This is a genomic window from Kitasatospora sp. NPDC030952, from assembly GCF_055571335.1.
On the sequence record NZ_JBVIFM010000003.1, the window covers coordinates 402,174 to 419,634 of the forward strand.

The window sequence follows — 17,461 nt, forward strand, 5'->3', positions numbered from 1 at the left end:
GCGGGCCCGATCTGGACGGTCGCGCGACTTTACCCGATCTTTCCGAACGCCCGCCCGGCCGTCACCGCCCCGGTCCGGCCTCCGGGACCTGGGCCAGGATCTCGCCGTGGAGCATCGAGAACCACCCGTCCTCGGCGGCGCTCCACTCCCGCCAGCCGTCCGCGATCCGGGCCAGCTCGTCCCGGTCCGCGAAACCCCGCTCCACCGCCGTCCGGCCGAAGGCCGTGCCGGTCACCCGGTCCGCCCACATCCCGCCCCACCAGTCACGCCGCTCGGGCGTCGCGAACGTCCAGGTGCCGGTGCTCGCGGTGACCTCGGTGAGGCCGGCCGCGCGGGCCCAGGAGAGCAGCCGCCGCCCGGCGTCCGGCTCGCCGCCGTTGGCGCGGGCGGTCCGCCGGTACAGCTCCAGCCAGCGGTCCAGCGCGGGCACCTCCGGGAACCAGGTCATCGAGGCGTAGTCGACGTCCCGGGCGGCGATCACCCCACCGGGGGCGGTCACCCGGCGCATCTCGCCCAGCGCGGCCACCGGATCTGCCACGTGCTGCAGCACCTGGTGGGCGTGCACCACGTCGAACTCGCCGTCCCGGTACGGCAGTCGGTGCACATCGGCGAGTTCGAACACCACGTTGGACAGGCCGCGCCCGGCGACGTACCCGGCGGCCTGCTCCAGCACCTCGGCGGAGGCGTCCACGGCCACCACCCGCCCGGCCGGGCCGACCAGTTCGGCCAGGTCGGCGGTGATGGTGCCGGGGCCGCAGCCGACGTCCAGCAGTGCCTGGCCGGGCCGCAGCCGGTCCAGCAGGTAGGCGGCCGAGTCGGCGGCGGTGCGGGAGCGGTGCGAGCGCAGTACGGCCTCCTGGTGGCCGTGGGTGTAGGCGGCGGACTGTGGTCCGGACATGGGTCCCCCTGAGGCGTGGTCGGTGTTCCGTCGTTCCGTCTCCGCGACACCTCGACGCTACGCCCATCCCGCATGGCGAGAAAATCCGTCTCACATAGCGGCCATCGCACGCCCCGGCCGCCCCGGGCCGCCGTACCGTGGAGGCGCCCCGACCGAACGGCCCCGACAGAACGGTCCCGCCCATGCCCGGCCCCGGCCAGCGCCCCTTCGTCCTGCTGAGCGCCGCCGTGTCGCTCGACGGCCACCTCGACGACGCCACCCCCGAGCGTCTGCTGCTCTCCAACGCCGCCGACTTCGACCGGGTCGACGCGGAGCGGGCGGCCGCCGACGCGATCCTGGTCGGCGGCAACACCCTGCGCGCCGACAACCCGCGGCTGCTGGTCAACGACGCCGCCCGGCGGGCCGCCCGGGTGGCGGCCGGGCGCCCGGAGCACCCGCTAAAGGTGACGCTCAGCGCGGGCGGCGCGCTCGACGCCGACCTGCGCTTCTGGCACACCGGCGGCGCCAAGCTCGCCTACACCACGGCGGCCGGGGCGGCGGTGCTGGCGCCCCGGCTCGACGGGGTGGCCGAGGTGGTCCCGCTCGGCGACTCGGTGGACCTCGGCGCGGTGCTGGACGACCTGGGCGCGCGCGGGGTGCGCCGGCTGATGGTGGAGGGCGGCGGCGGGGTGCACACCCAGTTCCTGGCCCGGGGCCTGGCGGACGAACTCCAACTGGCGGTCGCCCCGCTGCTGGTCGGCCAGGAGGGGGCGCCCCGGTTCGTCCGCCCGGCCGCATTCCCGGGCGGCCCGACCCGGCGGATGCGCCTGCTGGAGGCACGTACGGTGGGCGACGTCGTCCTGCTCAGGTACGCCCCGAAGGAGCCCGCGCCGTGACCCGTCCCGCCGCCACCGACCTCGACCACCTGCGCCGGGCGGTCGAACTCTCCCGCCGCTGCCCGCCCTCGGCGACGGCCTTCTCGGTCGGCGCGGTGGTCGTCGGCGCCGACGGCGAGGTGCTGGCCGAGGGCTACAGCCGGGAGGCGGACCCGCACGACCACGCCGAGGAGGCGGCCTTGGCCAAGCTCCCGGCGGGCGACCCCCGACTGCGCGGGGCGACCGTCTACAGCAGCCTGGAGCCCTGCGGCCGGCGGGCCTCGCGCCCGGTGCCGTGCGCCCGGCTGCTGATCGCGGCGGGCGTGCCGCGGGTGGTGGTGGCCTGGCGCGAGCCGGACCTCTTCGTCACGGACTGCCAGGGCACGGCCCTGCTGGAGGCGGCCGGGGTCGAGGTGGTGGAGCTGCCGGAGCTGGCCGAGGAGGCCCGGGCGGTCAATGCCCACCTGCTCCCGTGATCTTTTGTATCATCTAGAAACAAATGTCTCGCTTTTCCTCCTTCCGCCCCTCCCCCTGGAGCAGCCCCATGACCGCCGCCCCCGTCCGGTTCACCGCCCGCGCCCTCCTGCTCGACATGGACGGCACCCTGGTCAACTCCGACGCCGTGGTCGAGCGCTGCTGGACCCGCTGGGCCGAGCGGCACGGCCTCGACCCGGTCGCGGCGCTCACCGTCGTCCACGGCCGCCAGGGCCACGCGACCATGGCCGTCCTGCTGCCGGACCGCCCGGTCGAGGTCAACCTCGCCGAGAACGAGCAGATGCTCGCCGAGGAGCGCGCCGACACCGAGGGCGTCGTCCGGATCCCCGGCGCCGACACCTTCCTCGCCTCGCTGGCCGGCCTCCCGCACGCCCTGGTCACCTCCGCCGACCTGCCGCTGGCCCAGGTCCGGATGGACGCCGCCGGCCTGCCGATGCCGGCCGTCCTGGTCACCGCCGAGTCCGTCGGCGCCAGCAAGCCCGACCCCGAGGGCTTCCTCAAGGGCGCCGCCGCCCTCGGCTTCGCCCCCGCCGACTGCCTCGCCTTCGAGGACTCCGGCGCCGGCATCGCCGCCGCCCGCGCGGCCGGCATGCGCGTCATCGGCATCGGCCCCCGCGCCGCCGCCCACCACCCGGACGCCCTCGCCGCCACCCTCGACGCCGTCACCGTCACCACCGCCCCCGACGGCGTCCTGACCATCACCGTCCAGGCCTGACCGACCGGGCGGACCGACCGAGCCGCGGCAGCGTGGGGCGGGCCGCCGATGAGCCGCCTCTGTGGCGCCCCACCAGCACGGGCGTGCAGTTTCTTGTACCCACTGGAGGAGTCAAGTCATGAAGACGATGACCTACTCGGAGTCCCGTGCACGCTACGCCGAGGTGCTCAACGCGGTCACGGACGACCGTGAGGAGATAGTGATCACCCGCGCAGGACACGAACCGGTGGTCATCGTCTCGCTGGAGGACTACCAGTCCCTCAAGGAGACCGTCTACCTCCTGCACAGCCCCGCCAACGCCCGCCGGCTACTGGCCTCCATCGAGGAGCTGGAGGACGGCGGAGGGACGGTACGGGAGCCGGCGGCCCCGGAGTGAAGATCACTTTCGCCTCCCGGGCCTGGGAGGACTACCTGTGGTGGCAGACCCAGGACCGCAAGATCCCCAAGCGGATCAACACGCTCGTCGCCGATGTCGCACGCAACGGCAACGAGGGGATCGGCAAACCGGAACCGCTCGAGCACGGATTCCAGGGCTACTGGTCCCGCCGGATCAACGACGAGCACCGCTTGATCTACAAGGTCACCGATGACTCGATCCTGATCGCCCAGTGCCGCTACCACTACGAGAACTGAGCCGGCGAGGAGCCCGTACGGACACGAGATGTCGCTCGGCCCGCGTGGGACACACAGGCCGAGCGACACGTCTCGACGCCCGGTCAGACGTTGAAGCGGAACTCCACCACATCGCCGTCCTGCATGACGTAGTCCTTGCCCTCGATGCGGGCCTTGCCCTTGGCGCGGGCCTCGGCGATGGAGCCGGTCTCGACCAGGTCGTCGAAGGAGATCACCTCGGCCTTGATGAAGCCCTTCTGGAAGTCGGTGTGGATGACTCCGGCGGCCTCGGGGGCGGTGGCGCCCTTCTTGATGGTCCAGGCGCGGGTTTCCTTGGGGCCGGCCGTGAGGTAGGTCTGCAGGCCGAGGGTGTCGAAGCCGACCCGGGCGAGGGTGGCGAGGCCGGGCTCCTCCTGGCCCATGGACTGGAGGAGTTCGAGGGCCTCGGCGTCGTCGAGCTCGATCAGCTCGGACTCGATCTTGGCGCTGAGGAAGATCGCCTCGGCCGGGGCGACCAGCTCGCGCTGGGCGTTCTTGAAGTCCTCGTCGGCCAGCTCGTCCTCGTCCACGTTGAAGACGTAGAGGAAGGGCTTGGCGGTCAGCAGGTGCAGCTCACGGATCGGGGCGGTGTCGAAGCCGGCCTCGAAGAGGGTCTTGCCGGTCTCCAGGACCGCCTGCGCGGCCTCGGCGGCGGCCAGCACGGGGGCGGTCTCCTTCTTGAGGCGCGCCTCCTTCTGGAGCCGCGGCAGGACCTTCTCGATGGTCTGGAGGTCCGCCAGGATCAGCTCGGTGTGGATGGTCTCGATGTCGTCCTTGGGCGACACCTTGCCGTCCACGTGCACCACGTCCGGGTCGGTGAAGGCGCGCACGACCTGGCAGATCGCGTCCGACTCGCGGATGTTGGCGAGGAACTTGTTGCCCAGGCCCTCACCCTCGCTGGCGCCGCGCACGATGCCGGCGATGTCGACGAAGTCGACGGTGGCCGGGAGGATGCGCTGGGAGCCGAAGATCTCGGCGAGCTTGGCCAGCCGCCCGTCCGGGACGCCGACGACGCCGACGTTCGGCTCGATGGTGGCGAACGGGTAGTTGGCCGCCAGCACGTCGTTCTTGGTCAGGGCGTTGAACAGGGTCGACTTGCCGACGTTCGGCAGGCCGACGATTCCGATCGTGAGCGACATGAAGCGCAGTCCCGTGGGCTTGGAGGAGTTGGGTCGGCACCGTACGGGCCGACCCCCAAGTCTACGGGCAGCTCCCTCGGAGGCTCACGCCTCGGTCCGCGCGGGCAGCGGCTCCAGGAACTCCAGCCGGTTGCCCAGGCTGTCGGCGGAGTAGAAGCGGCGGTGGCCGGGGTGGTGGTCGTCCCAGGTCACCTCGTGGCCGTGGGCGGTGAGCCGCTCGGCCAGGGCGTCCAGGGAGCGCACCAGGATGCCCGGGTGCCCCTTCTTCGCCGGGCGGAAGTCCGGGGTGACGCCGAGGTGCACCTCGACCCCGCCGCCGCGGAACCAGCAGCCGCCGCGGGCCGCCAGCACCGGCGGCTTCGCCAGTTCCGTCATGCCGAGCACGCCGGACCAGAAGGCGCGGCACTCGTCCTCGGCGCCGGCCGGGATTTCGAGCTGGACGTGGTCGAGGCGTTCGAAGGTGAATGCGGTGGTCATGCGGTCCCCCGTACGGTGATCAGATGATCATGATGTGTCGACTCGGCCGAGCAGGTCAGCCCCTTGAGTGACGATCACAGGAGTACGCCATCCTGGGACACGGGACAAGACCTGAACGGTCCATTACACAGTGTGGCGATGATCGGACCGTACGTTGGGCGGGTGGAGCAGAGCATCCGTACCCAGCCGCCAGGTCCCAGACGCCGTCCGCCGAACAGCGCGGCCTCGGCCGCCGTCCCCGGTCCCGGCCGGGCGCCCGAGAGCGCCGGAGCCCCCGCGGCTCCCCCCTCCCGGCTGCGCCCGGTGGCCGACCGGCCCGCCGCGCGCCCGGCCCCGAAGCGCCGGCTGCGGGTCTACGGGCGACGCCGGACCGGTCGGCCGACCCGGCTGACCGCGATCGGCACCGGCGTGCTCGCGGTGCTGGCCACGCTCGCGGTGGCCGGCCTGGACCGGGTGCTCTTCGACGACCTCGGCTGGCTGTTCGGCCTCGGCTACCTGGTGGTCTGCTTCCAGCTGGCCGTCCGGGTCCGCTACGCCGACCTGCTGGCCGCCCCGATCAGCGGGCCGATCGCCTTCGCGCTCGGCCTGCTGCTGCTCGCCCCGGTCACCTCCGAGGGCGTCACCGCCCAGGTGGTGGCGCTGGCGACCGGGCTGGCGCTGCGGGCCGGCTGGCTGTTCTCCGGCACCGGGCTGGCCGCGCTGATCGTGCTGGCCCGCTTCGTCGCCCAGCGCCGGTTCCACCGCTCCCGCTGACGGCCCGGCGCGCGGGTGTCAGCCCGCCGCCCGGGCCGCCGCCATGGCCGCCCCGACGATGCCCGCGTCGTTGCGCAGCTCCGCCGGCACCACCCGCGCCCCGCGGTCCTTCAGCAGCGGCAGGAACTTCTCGTGCTTGCGGCTCACCCCGCCGCCGATCACGATCAGCTGCGGCGAGAACAGCATCTCCACCAGGTCCAGGTACTCGTCGACCCGCCCGGCCCACTGCTCCCAGCTCAGGTCGTGCCGCTCCTTGGCGGCCGAGGAGGCCCGGCGCTCGGCGTCCTTGCCGCGCAGCTCCAGGTGGCCCAGCTCGGTGTTGGGCACCAGCACGCCGTCGACGAAGAGCGCGCTGCCGATGCCGGTGCCGAAGGTCAGCACCAGGACCACGCCCGGCTCGCCCCGCCCGGCGCCGTGCGCGGTCTCGGCGAGGCCGGCCGCGTCCGCGTCGTTGAGGACGGTCGCGGGCAGGTCCAGCGCGTCGCGGAACAGGGCCTCGGCGTCCAGACCGATCCAGCCCTTGTCCACGTTGGCCGCGGTCCGGGTGCGGCCGCCGACCACCACACCGGGGAAGGTCAGCCCGACCGGGCCCTGGTGGTCGAAGTGCCGGACCACCTCGCGGACGGCGGCGACCACGGCCTCCGGCTCGGACGGCTGCGGGGTGAGCACCTTGTGCCGCTCCTGGGCGAGCACCCCGCGGGCGAGGTCGACCGGGGCGCCCTTGATGCCCGAACCGCCGATGTCCACGCCGAATACCGCCGTCATCGCTCCACCCTCCGCCGTCCGGCCGCGGACCGGCTCGTCCACAGCCTGTGCACAAAGTTACGAGAGCCCGGGCGGGGGTGCACAGCAAAGAGCACCCACGGTCCTGGACGGCGAAGGACCCGGCGCCCGCACCGGGCACCGGGTCCGACGTGTTCGGCCGAAACGCGTTACAGCTTGCCCGCCGCCTCGGAGCGCAGGTCGCGGCGCAGCTCCTTGGGCAGCGAGAAGATCAGGTGCTCCTCGGCGGTCTTGACCGTCTCGACCGTGTCGTAACCGCGCGCGGCCAGGAACTCCAGCACGCCGTCGACCAGGATCTCCGGCACCGAGGCGCCGCTGGTCAGGCCGACCGTGGTGACGCCCTCCAGCCAGGACTCCTGGATCTCCTCGGCGAAGTCGACCAGGTGGGCCGCCTTGGCGCCGTACTCCAGGCCGACCTCGACCAGCCGGACCGAGTTGGAGGAGTTCTTGGAGCCGACCACGATCAGCAGGTCGGTCTCCGGAGCCAGCTGCTTGACCGCGACCTGGCGGTTCTGGGTCGCGTAGCAGATGTCGTCGCTGGGCGGGCTGACCAGCGCCGGGAAGCGCTTCTTCAGCTCGCCGACGGTGGCCATGGTCTCGTCCACCGACAGCGTGGTCTGGGACAGCCAGACGATCCTGGACTCGTCCCGCACCTGGACGTTGGCGACGTCCTCGGCACCGTCCACCAGGTGGATCCGGTCCGGGGCCTCGCCCATGGTGCCGATGACCTCCTCGTGGCCCTCGTGGCCCACCAGCAGGATGTCGTAGCCCTCGTCGGCGAAGCGCACGGCCTCCTTGTGCACCTTGGTGACCAGCGGGCAGGTCGCGTCGATGGTGGCGAGCTTGCCGGCCCGCGCCTCGTCGTGGACGGCCGGGGCGACGCCGTGGGCGGAGAACACCACGATCGAGCCCTCGGGCACCTCCTCCGTCTCGTCTACGAAGATCGCGCCCTTCTTCTCCAGGGTCTGCACCACGTACTTGTTGTGGACGATCTGCTTGCGGACGTAGATGGGCGCCCCGTACTGCTCCAGGGCCTTTTCCACGGCGATCACGGCGCGGTCGACACCCGCGCAGTAGCCCCGGGGGGCGGCGAGCAGGACACGGCGCTGCGCGGTGTTGGACATGGGTCCATCGTACGGGCGGTCGGGAGGCCCGCCGCCCCGGACGGGGAGCCGCGCCGACGGTGGGCGCTTTCCGGTCGCAAAGGGTTGGAAAGTGCTCAAATCTGGTCACCATGAGCGCTGTGAGCGAGCAGTCGACGCCGAGCGGCCTGCGCCGCACCCTGGGCGTCCGCGATCTGATGGTCTACGGACTGCTGTTCATCGCCCCGATGGCCCCGGTCGGCGTGTTCGGCGTGCTGGACGCCAAGAGCCACGGCGCCGTCGCCACCGTCTACCTGGCGGCGACCGTCGCGATGGGCTTCACCGCCTTCTCGTACGCCCAGATGGTGCGCGCGGTGCCGCAGACCGGCTCGGTCTTCGCCTACGCGCGGGCCGGGCTGGGCGAGGGGCCGGGGTTCGTCGCCGGGTGGATGGCGATGCTGGACTACCTGCTGATCCCCGCGGTGGCCTACCTGTTCTCCGGGATCGCGCTGCACTCGCTGGTGCCGGAGGTCTCCCGCTGGGTGTGGACGGCGATCGCCGTCGTGGTGACCACGGCGCTCAACCTGATCGGGGTGCGGACGGCGGCCGCGGTCGGCTTCGCCGTGCTCGCGCTGGAGATCGCGGTGCTGGTGGTGTTCGTGGTCGCGGCCGTGGTGGTGCTGGCGCGGGACGGCGCGCGGCGCGGCTGGGACACCCCGTTCACCGCCGTCGGGGACTTCTCGCCGACCGCGGTGCTCTCCGCGGTCTCCGTCGCGGTCCTCTCCTACCTGGGCTTCGACGCGATCGCGACCTTCGTCGAGGAGGCGGTCGGCGCCTCGGCGGCGGTGGCCCGAGCGGTGCTGTGGTGCCTGGCGCTCGCCGGGGTGCTGTTCGTCGCCCAGACCTACCTGGCGGCGGTGCTGGAGCCGACCGCCCCGCAGCAGCTGGCCGCCGACCCGGCCGCCCAGGGCTCGGCCTTCTACGACACCGTGGAGGGCGGCGTCGGCCACTGGCTGCACGTGCTGGTGGCGGCCAGCAAGGCGATCGGCGCGGCCTTCGCGGCGCTCGCCGGGCAGGCGGCGGCCGGCCGGCTGGTCTTCGCGATGGGCCGGGAAGGGCGGCTGCCGCGGCTGCTCGGCTCGGTCGACCCGGGCAGCGCGGTGCCGCGCCGGGCGCTGCTGGCGGCCGCGGTGGTCACCATGGCGGCGGCGGTCTGGGCGGCCGAGCGGGACGACGGGCTGGACCAGCTGACCTCGGTGGTGAACGTCGGCGCGCTGACCGCGTTCGCGCTGCTGCACGCCTCGGTGATCGGCTGGTACACCGTCCGGCACGGCTCGCGGGACCGGCTGCGGCACCTGGTCGTCCCGCTGCTGGGGATCGCGGTGATCGGCGCGGTGGTCTACGAGGCCGCCACCACCGCGCAGCTGGTCGGGTTGGTCTGGCTGGCGGTCGGCCTGGTGGTGCTCGGCGTGCAGGGCGCCACGGCGGACGGTGTCGGCGGGCGCCGCTAGGGCGTGTCTTGTGGATCAGGTCGGATCAGACCGCGGCGTCAGGGTGCGTGCATCGCAAGGCGGAGGAGGGAGTCCATGCGGAGCATCGGCGACCGACGACAACGCGGCGAGGTGCGTGCCCTGACGCCGCGGGCCTGGCCTGATCCACAAGACACGCCCTAGCCTCGTACGCATGGCCAACTCCAGCTCCCCCGAAGCCCCGCTCCCGGTCGGCAAGGTCTCCGCGCTGATCGGCGGCTGGATCGACCGGCTCGGCGCGGTGTGGGTCGAGGGGCAGATCACCCAGCTCAGCCGCCGCCCCGGGGCGGGCGTGGTGTTCCTGACCCTGCGCGACCCGCAGGCCGACGTGTCGCTCACGGTGACCTGCTTCCGCTCGGTGTTCGACCAGGTCGCGGACGTGGTGCAGGAGGGCTCGCGGGTCGTCGTGCACGCCAAGCCGGAGTGGTACGCGGCGCGCGGGCAGCTGTCGCTGCGGGCCTCGGAGATCCGGCCGGTGGGGCTGGGCGAGCTGCTGGCCCGGCTGGAGCAGCTGAAGCGGCGGCTGGCCGGGGAGGGACTGTTCGCGGAGGCGCGCAAGCAGCGGCTGCCGTTCCTGCCGCAGTGCGTCGGGCTGGTCACCGGGCGGGGCTCGGCGGCCGAGCGGGACGTGCTGGAGAACGCCCGGCGGCGCTGGCCCGCCGTGCGCTTCGAGGTGCGCAACGTCCCGGTGCAGGGGGTCAGCGCGGTGGAGCGGGTGAGCGCGGCCGTCCGGGAGCTGGACGAGCACCCCGAGGTGGACGTGATCATCGTGGCCCGCGGCGGCGGCAGCGTGGAGGACCTGCTGCCGTTCTCGGACGAGGGGCTGGTGCGGCTGGTCGCGGCCGCCCGTACGCCGGTGGTCAGCGCGATCGGGCACGAGCCGGACCAGCCGCTGCTGGACTTCGTCGCCGACCTGCGCGCCTCCACCCCGACCGATGCCGCCAAACGGGTGGTTCCGGACGTCGGCGAGGAGCTGGCCAAGGTCCGCCAGCTGCGCGACCGGGCCCGTCGGCACGTGCGGTCCCGGGTCGAGCGCGAGCTGCACGGGCTGGACGGGCTGCGCAGCCGCCCCGTGCTGGCCGCCCCGCACCGGATGCTGGACGGCCGCGGCCAGGAGGTGGAGGGCCTGCTGGAGCGGGCCCGGCGCACCCTGCGGCACCGGCTGGACCACGCCCAGAGCGACCTCGGGCACACCCTGGCCCGGGTGGTCGCGCTCTCGCCCTCGGCCACCCTGGAGCGCGGCTACGCGGTGCTGCAGCGGGCCGACGGCTCGGTGGTGACGGACCCGGCGCAGGTCACGGCCGGGGAGGGGTTGCACGCCCGGGTGTCGGGCGGCGGCCTCGACGTCACGGTGGCGCCGGAGCAACGGGACCAGCCGGGACCGGCCGTGGCTGGCCGGGACTGACCGCGGCTGGCCGGGACGGGCCGTGGCCGGTCGGGACCGGTAGCGGCTGGTGGGACTTCGGCCGGGAGGGCGCGATCGAGTGCTCGCCGAGCCCGGGTTCCGGCCCGTGGGAGCCGCCCCTGTCGGCGCCAGCCCCTACGCTGGCACGCATGGCAGAGCAGCAGGAGCAGCAGCAGGACGCGGCGGCACCGACCCCGGACGACGCGCTGGGCTACGAGCACGCCCGGGACGCACTGCTGGACGTGGTCCGGCAACTGGAGAACGGCGGCACCTCCCTGGAGGAGTCGCTGGCGCTGTGGGAGCGCGGCGAGCAGCTGGCGAAGGTCTGCCAGCGCTGGCTGGACGGTGCCCGGGCCCGGCTGGACGCCGCGCTGGCCGCCGAGGAGGGCGGGGCCCCGGGCGGGGAGTGATCCTCCGGGCAGCACCGGGCGGGTGTGGGGCAGGTCACAATCACTTGGGGAATCGTTGAATCTTCACCTATGTTGGAGGAATTGATCGGCCGCGCCGGTCACTCCGACGAACCCCCTCCCGCATGAGGTGCAGAAGCATGACCACCGACGCCCTGGTACTCGACGCCGCCGCTCAGGACCTGCTGTTCCGCGAGGCCCGCACCGCGAACACCTTCACCGACGAGCCGGTCACCGAGGAGCAGGTCCAGGCCATCTACGACCTGGTCAAGTACGGCCCGACCGCCTTCAACCAGCAGCCGCTGCGCGTCGTCCTGGTCCGCTCCGCCGAGGGCCGCGAGCGCCTCGTCCAGCACCTGTCGGACGGCAACAAGGCCAAGACCGCCGCCGCCCCGCTGGTCGCCATCCTGGCCGCGGACAACGAGTTCCACGAGGAGCTGCCGACCCAGTTCCCGCACTTCCCGCAGGCCAAGGACGTGTTCTTCTCGGAGCGCGCCGTCCGTGAGCAGTCCGCCAAGCTGAACGGCGCCCTGCAGGCCGCCTACTTCATCATCGGCGTGCGCGCCGCCGGCCTGGCCGCCGGCCCGATGACCGGCTTCGACGGTGAGGGCATCAACAAGGAGTTCTTCGGCGACGGCGAGCACTCGGTGCTGGCCGTGGTCAACATCGGCAAGCCGGGCGATGACGCCTGGTTCCCGCGCTCCCCGCGCCTGGCCTACGACGAGGTCGTCACCACGGTCTGATCCGCGGCGACACGGCGAAGGGCCCGCACCGGTTCGTCCGGTGCGGGCCCTTCCGCGTTCGCGGGGCGGCCGGCCGCTACTTGAGCGCCTGGGCCAGCTCGGCCAGCTCCTCGTAGGAGGCGGTGCCGGTGATCAGGGTGGTCGCCGAGCCGGTCTGGACGGCCAGCGCGCGGGCCTTCTCGCCCTGCACCCGGTCCCAGCTGTGCCCGGCGGCGTCCGAGGTGCCGTCCGGCTGGGCGCCGGCGACCTTGTCGGCCAGCAGCTTCTCGCGCGGGACGTCGGCCTGCTCGACCGCCGCGTACTGGCCGGAGGGGGTCACGAAACCCAGGTGCCAGGCGTTGCCCTTGCCGTTGTCGATGCCGGCCGGCGTGTAGCTGACCGAGGTGGCCCGCCACTTGTCGGACAGCCCGTCCGGGGACAGCAGCGGGTACGGCGCGGCCCGCTTCGCCGAGGCCGCCGCCACCTTGTACTCGACCACGTGCACCGGGTCGCTGTTCGCGTCGTGCGGGAGGAACAGGTAACCGATCCAGACGACGAAACCGACCGCCAGCATCGACAGGACCATGTCCCGTACGGTCTGCCGACCCCTCATGCCCTTGCTCTCTGCAGCCACCCCCTCATGGTGACTCATCCACATTCCGCCGGGTCCACCCGGGGTGTGCACGTACGGGTGAAGCAGGACGAACCGGTGGTTTCCGTCCCGGGGTGGCGACCCGCGCCACAGACAGTCATCTCGTGGGCAGATACGATCGCACTACCCTCACCACGGCGTTCGACCTGGCAGTAGTCGGGCGCTCACTGGCCGTCGCGTACAGAGAGGTAACGACGATGACCACGCAGTACCCGCACCACCTTCCCAGTGCCCTGGAGGTCGCGCCCGAGGCTCCGGACCGGAACCTCGCGCTCGAGCTCGTCCGGGTCACCGAGGCAGCGGCGATGGCCGCCGGCCGGTGGGTCGGCCGGGGTGACAAGAACGGCGCCGACGGTGCCGCCGTCAAGGCGATGCGCACCCTCGTCTCGACCGTCTCGATGAACGGCGTGGTCGTCATCGGCGAGGGCGAGAAGGACGAAGCCCCGATGCTCTACAACGGCGAGCGGGTCGGCGACGGCACCGGCGCCGAGTGCGACGTCGCGGTCGACCCGGTGGACGGCACCACGCTGACCGCCAAGGGCATGAACAACGCGGTGGCCGTGCTGGCCGTCGCCGACCGCGGCACCATGTTCGACCCCAGCGCCGTGTTCTACATGGACAAGCTGGTGGCCGGCCCGGAAGCCGCCGACTTCGTCGACATCACCGCCCCGCCGGCCGTCAACATCCGCCGGGTCGCCAAGGCCAAGGGCAGCGCCGTCGAGGACGTCACGGTGGTCGTGCTCGACCGCCCGCGCCACGACGACCTGGTCCGGCAGATCCGCGAGGCGGGCGCCCGGATCAAGTTCATCTCCGACGGCGACGTGGCCGGCGCCATCATGGCCGCCCGCGAGGGCACCGGCATCGACCTGCTGATGGGCGTCGGCGGTACCCCCGAGGGCATCATCGCGGCCTGCGCGATGAAGTGCATGGGCGGCGTCATCCAGGGCCGGCTGTGGCCCAAGGACGAGGCCGAGCGGCAGAAGGCCATCGACGCCGGGCACGACCTGGACCGGGTGCTCACCACCAACGACCTGGTCAGCGGCGAGAACGTGTTCTTCGTCGCCACCGGCATCACCGACGGCGAGCTGCTGCGCGGCGTCCACTACCGCTCGGAGACCGCCACCACCAGCTCGCTGGTGATGCGCTCCAAGAGCGGCACGATCCGCGAGATCAACTCCGTCCACAAGCTGTCGAAGCTGCGGGCCTACAGCGCGATCGACTTCGACCGGGCCAACTGACCCGGACGCGGACAGCGCGCGACGCGGCCCCGGCGGAATCCCCCTCCGCCGGGGCCGCGTCGCGTCTCCGGCCGCCGTGGCGGCCGGGCGCGAGCTCGACGCCGGGCGCGATCAGGGTGGCGGGCGCGATCCGGGTGCCGGGCGCGGTCCGGGTGGCGGGCGCGGTCCCGCCGCGGCCGTCGTCGGGGCGGCCGCCGTACCGGGCCGGTCTTCGGCCCGGCGTCAACCGGCTATCCGGCGCCCGGTCGTGGCCACCCGGGCCGCCTCGCGCAGCTCGGCGTCCCGGCGCCGCCGCCGGGCCAGCACCACCCGCCGCTCGGCCGCCGTCAGCCCGCCCCAGACCCCGTACGGCTCCGGCTGGGCCAGCGCGTGCTCACGACACTCCAGCAGCACCGGGCAGCGGGCGCACACCTGCTTGGCCTGCTCCTCGCGCGACAGCCGGGCCGCCGTCGGCTCCTTCGAGGGCGCGAAGAACAGCCCCACCTCGTCCCGCCGACAGGCCGCACCGGTGTGCCACGGATTGTCCTCGCCCGCGGCCGTGCCCTGGCCGCCGCCCGGGGGTTGCGGCTGCGGGCGGACGGCCGGCCGGCGCTCCAGCAACTGGGCGGCGGCGACTGGCGAGGTGGTGCGGGACTCGATCGGATGCAGCACGGCCGTACTCCTGACGAGGCTCTCGGACACGGGGAACCTCGCTCCCCTGCCGGCTGCGAACCCCCGCTGTCCAACGCCCGGGGCGGCCGCTGGGCCGCCTCCGGTGCACAGCCGTACAAGAAGCGATGTGCGGAAGGAACTACCCCGCCCGGCCCCGATTCATGCACACTGCACGCAATCGACTACGGAGTGCACCGGACACAACGCCGAGTGCCCGACCGGGAGTTGATTCCCGGCCGGGCACTCGACAGGTCAATTCGTGCTATTCCGTACCGAGTTGCTTGCGGACCCACTCCTTGAGCTTCTTGCCCCGGCGCGGCTTGGCCTCGCAACCGCCGAACAGGGCAAGGCCCTTGACCCGCACGACCGGAGCGTACGGGTCCGCCGCGGTCTGCTCCCGGACGTCGAAGCCGCCGAAGATGCCCACCCCGGAACCGAGCAGCGTCACGTTCTCCGGCACCCGGATGTCGACCCCGCCGAAGACCGCCGTCACGGTGATCTCCACCTCGGGGGACTCGAAGACGGCGTCGGTGAGGTCGATCTCCACCCCGCCGAACGCGGTGAAGGCCGTCAGGTGCGAGCCCACCCGCCAGCGGCCCTTGCGGGAGGCGCCGCCGAAGATCGCCACCACGGACGGGGCCTCGTGCCGCGCCGGCGCCGGCGGCCGGGCCTGCGCGGGGGCCGGCGCCGAGGCGTCCAGCGGCGGCTTGTCGAAGGACACCGACCGGTGGGCCGGAAGGTCCCTGGTCAGCGGGACCAGGTCCCCGAAGGTCTTGGCGGCGTAGGCGGCCCCGATCCGCTCGGCGTGCTCGTCCGCGTCCAACCGGCCCTCGGCGTAGGCGTCCCGCAGCAGCTCCGCGGTCCGCTCGCGGTCGGCGTCCGAGACCCGCATCTCCGCCTGTGCCACCGGGGCGTTCGCCTCGGGCCCGGGCTGGGGCGTCAGTTCGGCCTGGGGCCTCAGTTCGGCCTGGGGCTTCGGTTCGGGCTGGGGCTTCAGTTCGGACTTGGTCAGGGGAACGGGCGCCGGCACCGTCGGCTGCCCCGGGTCGTCCTGCGACGGCGAGTTGTCCACGGCCCAAGCCTAGTCGCTCGCACTGCTGCCCGAGTGAGCCCGGTCACGCAAGGCCGACCTGTCCGCATGCGTCCGGCGGCCGGGTCCTACCCTGGATGGTGCTTCGCCGACGCAGCCGGACCACTGGACCCCTAAGGACCGCCCCGATGGCTCCCACGCCAGACTTCGAGTACAGCGACCTGCTCCCCCTGGGCGCTGACCCGACCCCGTACCGCAAGCTCACCTCCGAGGGTGTCTCCACCTTCGAGGCCGGCGGCCGCACCTTCCTCCAGGTCGAGCCCGAGGCGCTGCGCCTGCTCACCGCCGAGGCGATGCACGACATCTCCCACTACCTGCGCCCCGCGCACCTCGCCCAGCTGCGCCGCATCCTGGACGACCCGGAGGCCAGCCCCAACGACCGCTTCGTCGCGCTCGACCTGCTGAAGAACGTCAACATCTCGGCCGGCGGCATCCTCCCGATGTGCCAGGACACCGGCACCGCGATCGTCATGGGCAAGCGCGGCCAGTCCGTGCTCACCTCCGGCGCGGACGAGTCCGCCATCGCCCGCGGCGTGTTCGACGCGTACACCAAGCTCAACCTGCGCTACTCCCAGATGGCCCCGGTGACCATGTGGGACGAGAAGAACACCGGCAACAACCTGCCGGCCCAGATCGAGCTGTACGCCACCGACGGCGACGCGTACAAGTTCCTCTTCATGGCCAAGGGTGGCGGCTCGGCCAACAAGTCGTACCTGTACCAGGAGACCAAGGCCATCCTGAACGAGGCCAGCATGCTCTCGTTCCTGGAGCAGAAGATCCGCTCCCTCGGCACCGCCGCCTGCCCGCCGTACCACCTGGCGATCGTGATCGGCGGCACCAGCGCCGAGTTCGCGCTCAAGACCGCCAAGTACGCCTCGGCGCACTACCTGGACAACCTGCCGACCTCCGGCGACGCCAAGACCGGCCACGGCTTCCGCGACCTGGAGCTGGAGGCCAAGGTCACCGAGCTGACCCAGAAGATCGGCATCGGCGCCCAGTTCGGCGGCAAGTACTTCTGCCACGACGTCCGCGTGGTCCGACTGCCGCGCCACGGCGCCTCGCTGCCGGTCGCGATGGCCGTCTCCTGCTCCGCCGACCGCCAGGCGCTCGGCAAGATCACCGCCGAGGGCGTGTTCCTGGAGCAGTTGGAGACCGACCCGGCGAAGTACCTGCCGGACACCACCGACGAACACCTCGACGACGACGTGGTGCGCGTCGACCTCGACCAGCCGATGTCCGCGATCCGCGCCGAGCTGTCGAAGTACCCGGTCAAGACCCGGCTCTCGCTCACCGGCACCCTCGTCGTCGCCCGCGACATCGCCCACGCCAAGATCAAGGAGCGCCTGGACGCCGGCGAGGGCATGCCCAAGTACCTCCAGGACCACCCGGTCTACTACGCCGGCCCGGCCAAGACCCCCGAGGGCTACGCCTCCGGCTCCTTCGGCCCCACCACGGCCGGCCGGATGGACTCCTACGTCGACCAGTTCCAGGCGGCCGGCGGCTCCATGGTCATGCTCGCCAAGGGCAACCGCAGCAAGCAGGTCACCGACGCCTGCGCCGCCCACGGCGGCTTCTACCTCGGCTCCATCGGCGGCCCGGCCGCCCGCCTCGCCCAGGACTGCATCAAGAAGGTCGAGGTGCTGGAGTACGCCGAGCTCGGCATGGAGGCCGTCTGGCGCATCGAGGTCGAGGACTTCCCGGCCTTCATCGTCGTCGACGACAAGGGCAACGACTTCTTCCGCGAGACCACCGAGGGCCCGCTGATCACCAACCTGCGGGTGCGCTCCAAGGAGTAACCGCCCCCGCCCCGCCCGTCCCACCGCCCCGGTCGCGCCCGCCGCGCCGGGGCGGTTTTCATCACTCGACGGCGATCGTGGGTAATGTGGACAATGAGCGTGGGCCATCCACATTCTCGGAGGT

General features: G+C 72.8%; 18 protein-coding genes and 1 pseudogene. 11 read left to right on the plus strand and 8 right to left on the minus strand.

Annotated elements, in window-relative coordinates; translation table 11 throughout:
• Nucleotides 1-61: 61 nt before the first annotated feature.
• Complete coding sequence (locus ACZ47G_RS09370) at nucleotides 62-898, minus strand: methyltransferase domain-containing protein (protein WP_465740822.1); 837 nt, start codon at nucleotides 896-898, stop codon at nucleotides 62-64.
• Between the two features lie 182 nt (nucleotides 899-1,080).
• Here ACZ47G_RS09370 and ACZ47G_RS09375 point away from each other — a divergent pair.
• From ACZ47G_RS09375 to ACZ47G_RS09390, 4 genes and pseudogenes are all read left to right on the plus strand, one after another.
• Nucleotides 1,081-2,228: pseudogene (locus ACZ47G_RS09375) on the plus strand (dihydrofolate reductase family protein).
• Between the two features lie 68 nt (nucleotides 2,229-2,296).
• Complete coding sequence (locus tag ACZ47G_RS09380) at nucleotides 2,297-2,962, plus strand: HAD-IA family hydrolase (protein ID WP_465740823.1); 666 nt, start codon at nucleotides 2,297-2,299, stop codon at nucleotides 2,960-2,962.
• Nucleotides 2,963-3,080: 118 nt separating this feature from the next.
• Nucleotides 3,081-3,338: a type II toxin-antitoxin system Phd/YefM family antitoxin gene (locus ACZ47G_RS09385; RefSeq protein ID WP_465740824.1), complete on the plus strand. Its 258-nt coding sequence runs from the start codon at nucleotides 3,081-3,083 to the stop codon at nucleotides 3,336-3,338.
• Nucleotides 3,335-3,595: a Txe/YoeB family addiction module toxin gene (locus tag ACZ47G_RS09390; RefSeq protein ID WP_465740825.1), complete on the plus strand. Its 261-nt coding sequence runs from the start codon at nucleotides 3,335-3,337 to the stop codon at nucleotides 3,593-3,595. Before ACZ47G_RS09385 ends, ACZ47G_RS09390 begins: the two co-directional genes overlap by 4 nt.
• Nucleotides 3,596-3,678: 83 nt before the next feature.
• On the opposite strand, the gene ychF is transcribed toward ACZ47G_RS09390, so the two are convergent.
• Both ychF and ACZ47G_RS09400 read right to left on the minus strand, forming a co-directional pair.
• Nucleotides 3,679-4,752, minus strand: coding sequence for a redox-regulated ATPase YchF (ychF, locus tag ACZ47G_RS09395; RefSeq protein ID WP_380453901.1), 1,074 nt, complete (start codon nucleotides 4,750-4,752; stop codon nucleotides 3,679-3,681).
• Between the two features lie 84 nt (nucleotides 4,753-4,836).
• Nucleotides 4,837-5,229, minus strand: coding sequence for a VOC family protein (locus ACZ47G_RS09400; RefSeq protein ID WP_465740826.1), 393 nt, complete (start codon nucleotides 5,227-5,229; stop codon nucleotides 4,837-4,839).
• 162 nt (nucleotides 5,230-5,391) lie between these two features.
• Between ACZ47G_RS09400 and ACZ47G_RS09405 the strand changes: the two genes are divergently transcribed.
• Complete coding sequence (locus tag ACZ47G_RS09405; RefSeq protein WP_465740827.1) at nucleotides 5,392-5,982, plus strand: DUF6542 domain-containing protein; 591 nt, start codon at nucleotides 5,392-5,394, stop codon at nucleotides 5,980-5,982.
• Between the two features lie 18 nt (nucleotides 5,983-6,000).
• On the opposite strand, the gene ppgK is transcribed toward ACZ47G_RS09405, so the two are convergent.
• Both ppgK and ACZ47G_RS09415 read right to left on the minus strand, forming a co-directional pair.
• Nucleotides 6,001-6,747, minus strand: coding sequence for a polyphosphate--glucose phosphotransferase (gene ppgK, locus ACZ47G_RS09410; RefSeq protein ID WP_465740828.1), 747 nt, complete (start codon nucleotides 6,745-6,747; stop codon nucleotides 6,001-6,003).
• A 167-nt stretch (nucleotides 6,748-6,914) separates the two neighbouring features.
• Entirely contained in the window at nucleotides 6,915-7,889 is a 975-nt protein-coding gene (locus tag ACZ47G_RS09415; RefSeq protein ID WP_465740829.1) for a 4-hydroxy-3-methylbut-2-enyl diphosphate reductase, read from the minus strand.
• 110 nt (nucleotides 7,890-7,999) lie between these two features.
• On the opposite strand from ACZ47G_RS09415, the gene ACZ47G_RS09420 reads away from it, so the two are divergent.
• From ACZ47G_RS09420 to ACZ47G_RS09435, 4 genes are all read left to right on the plus strand, one after another.
• Nucleotides 8,000-9,358, plus strand: a complete 1,359-nt coding sequence (locus ACZ47G_RS09420) for an APC family permease (protein ID WP_465740830.1) — start codon at nucleotides 8,000-8,002, stop codon at nucleotides 9,356-9,358.
• Nucleotides 9,359-9,530: 172 nt separating this feature from the next.
• A complete protein-coding gene (xseA, locus tag ACZ47G_RS09425; RefSeq protein WP_465740831.1) occupies nucleotides 9,531-10,781 on the plus strand; it encodes an exodeoxyribonuclease VII large subunit in 1,251 nt (416 codons plus the stop codon).
• 149 nt (nucleotides 10,782-10,930) lie between these two features.
• Nucleotides 10,931-11,191 carry an exodeoxyribonuclease VII small subunit gene (locus ACZ47G_RS09430; RefSeq protein ID WP_465740832.1) on the plus strand — a complete coding sequence of 87 codons (261 nt, stop codon included), beginning with the start codon at nucleotides 10,931-10,933 and terminating at the stop codon, nucleotides 11,189-11,191.
• Nucleotides 11,192-11,328: 137 nt separating this feature from the next.
• On the plus strand, nucleotides 11,329-11,931 hold the full coding sequence (locus ACZ47G_RS09435) for a malonic semialdehyde reductase (protein ID WP_380453885.1): 603 nt from the start codon (nucleotides 11,329-11,331) through the stop codon (nucleotides 11,929-11,931).
• Between the two features lie 76 nt (nucleotides 11,932-12,007).
• On the opposite strand, the gene ACZ47G_RS09440 is transcribed toward ACZ47G_RS09435, so the two are convergent.
• Nucleotides 12,008-12,544, minus strand: a complete 537-nt coding sequence (locus ACZ47G_RS09440; protein ID WP_465740833.1) for a DUF4245 domain-containing protein — start codon at nucleotides 12,542-12,544, stop codon at nucleotides 12,008-12,010.
• Nucleotides 12,545-12,759: 215 nt separating this feature from the next.
• On the opposite strand from ACZ47G_RS09440, the gene glpX reads away from it, so the two are divergent.
• The gene (gene glpX / locus ACZ47G_RS09445) at nucleotides 12,760-13,800 is read left to right on the plus strand and encodes a class II fructose-bisphosphatase (protein WP_465740834.1); all 1,041 of its coding nucleotides are present in this window, start codon (nucleotides 12,760-12,762) and stop codon (nucleotides 13,798-13,800) included.
• A gap of 222 nt (nucleotides 13,801-14,022) precedes the next feature.
• On the opposite strand, the gene ACZ47G_RS09450 is transcribed toward glpX, so the two are convergent.
• Entirely contained in the window at nucleotides 14,023-14,400 is a 378-nt protein-coding gene (locus tag ACZ47G_RS09450; protein WP_380453915.1) for a WhiB family transcriptional regulator, read from the minus strand.
• Between the two features lie 313 nt (nucleotides 14,401-14,713).
• A complete protein-coding gene (locus tag ACZ47G_RS09455; protein ID WP_465740835.1) occupies nucleotides 14,714-15,523 on the minus strand; it encodes a DUF1707 SHOCT-like domain-containing protein in 810 nt (269 codons plus the stop codon).
• A 146-nt stretch (nucleotides 15,524-15,669) separates the two neighbouring features.
• Between ACZ47G_RS09455 and ACZ47G_RS09460 the strand changes: the two genes are divergently transcribed.
• The gene (locus ACZ47G_RS09460; RefSeq protein ID WP_465740836.1) at nucleotides 15,670-17,337 is read left to right on the plus strand and encodes a fumarate hydratase; all 1,668 of its coding nucleotides are present in this window, start codon (nucleotides 15,670-15,672) and stop codon (nucleotides 17,335-17,337) included.
• Nucleotides 17,338-17,461: the final 124 nt, after the last annotated feature.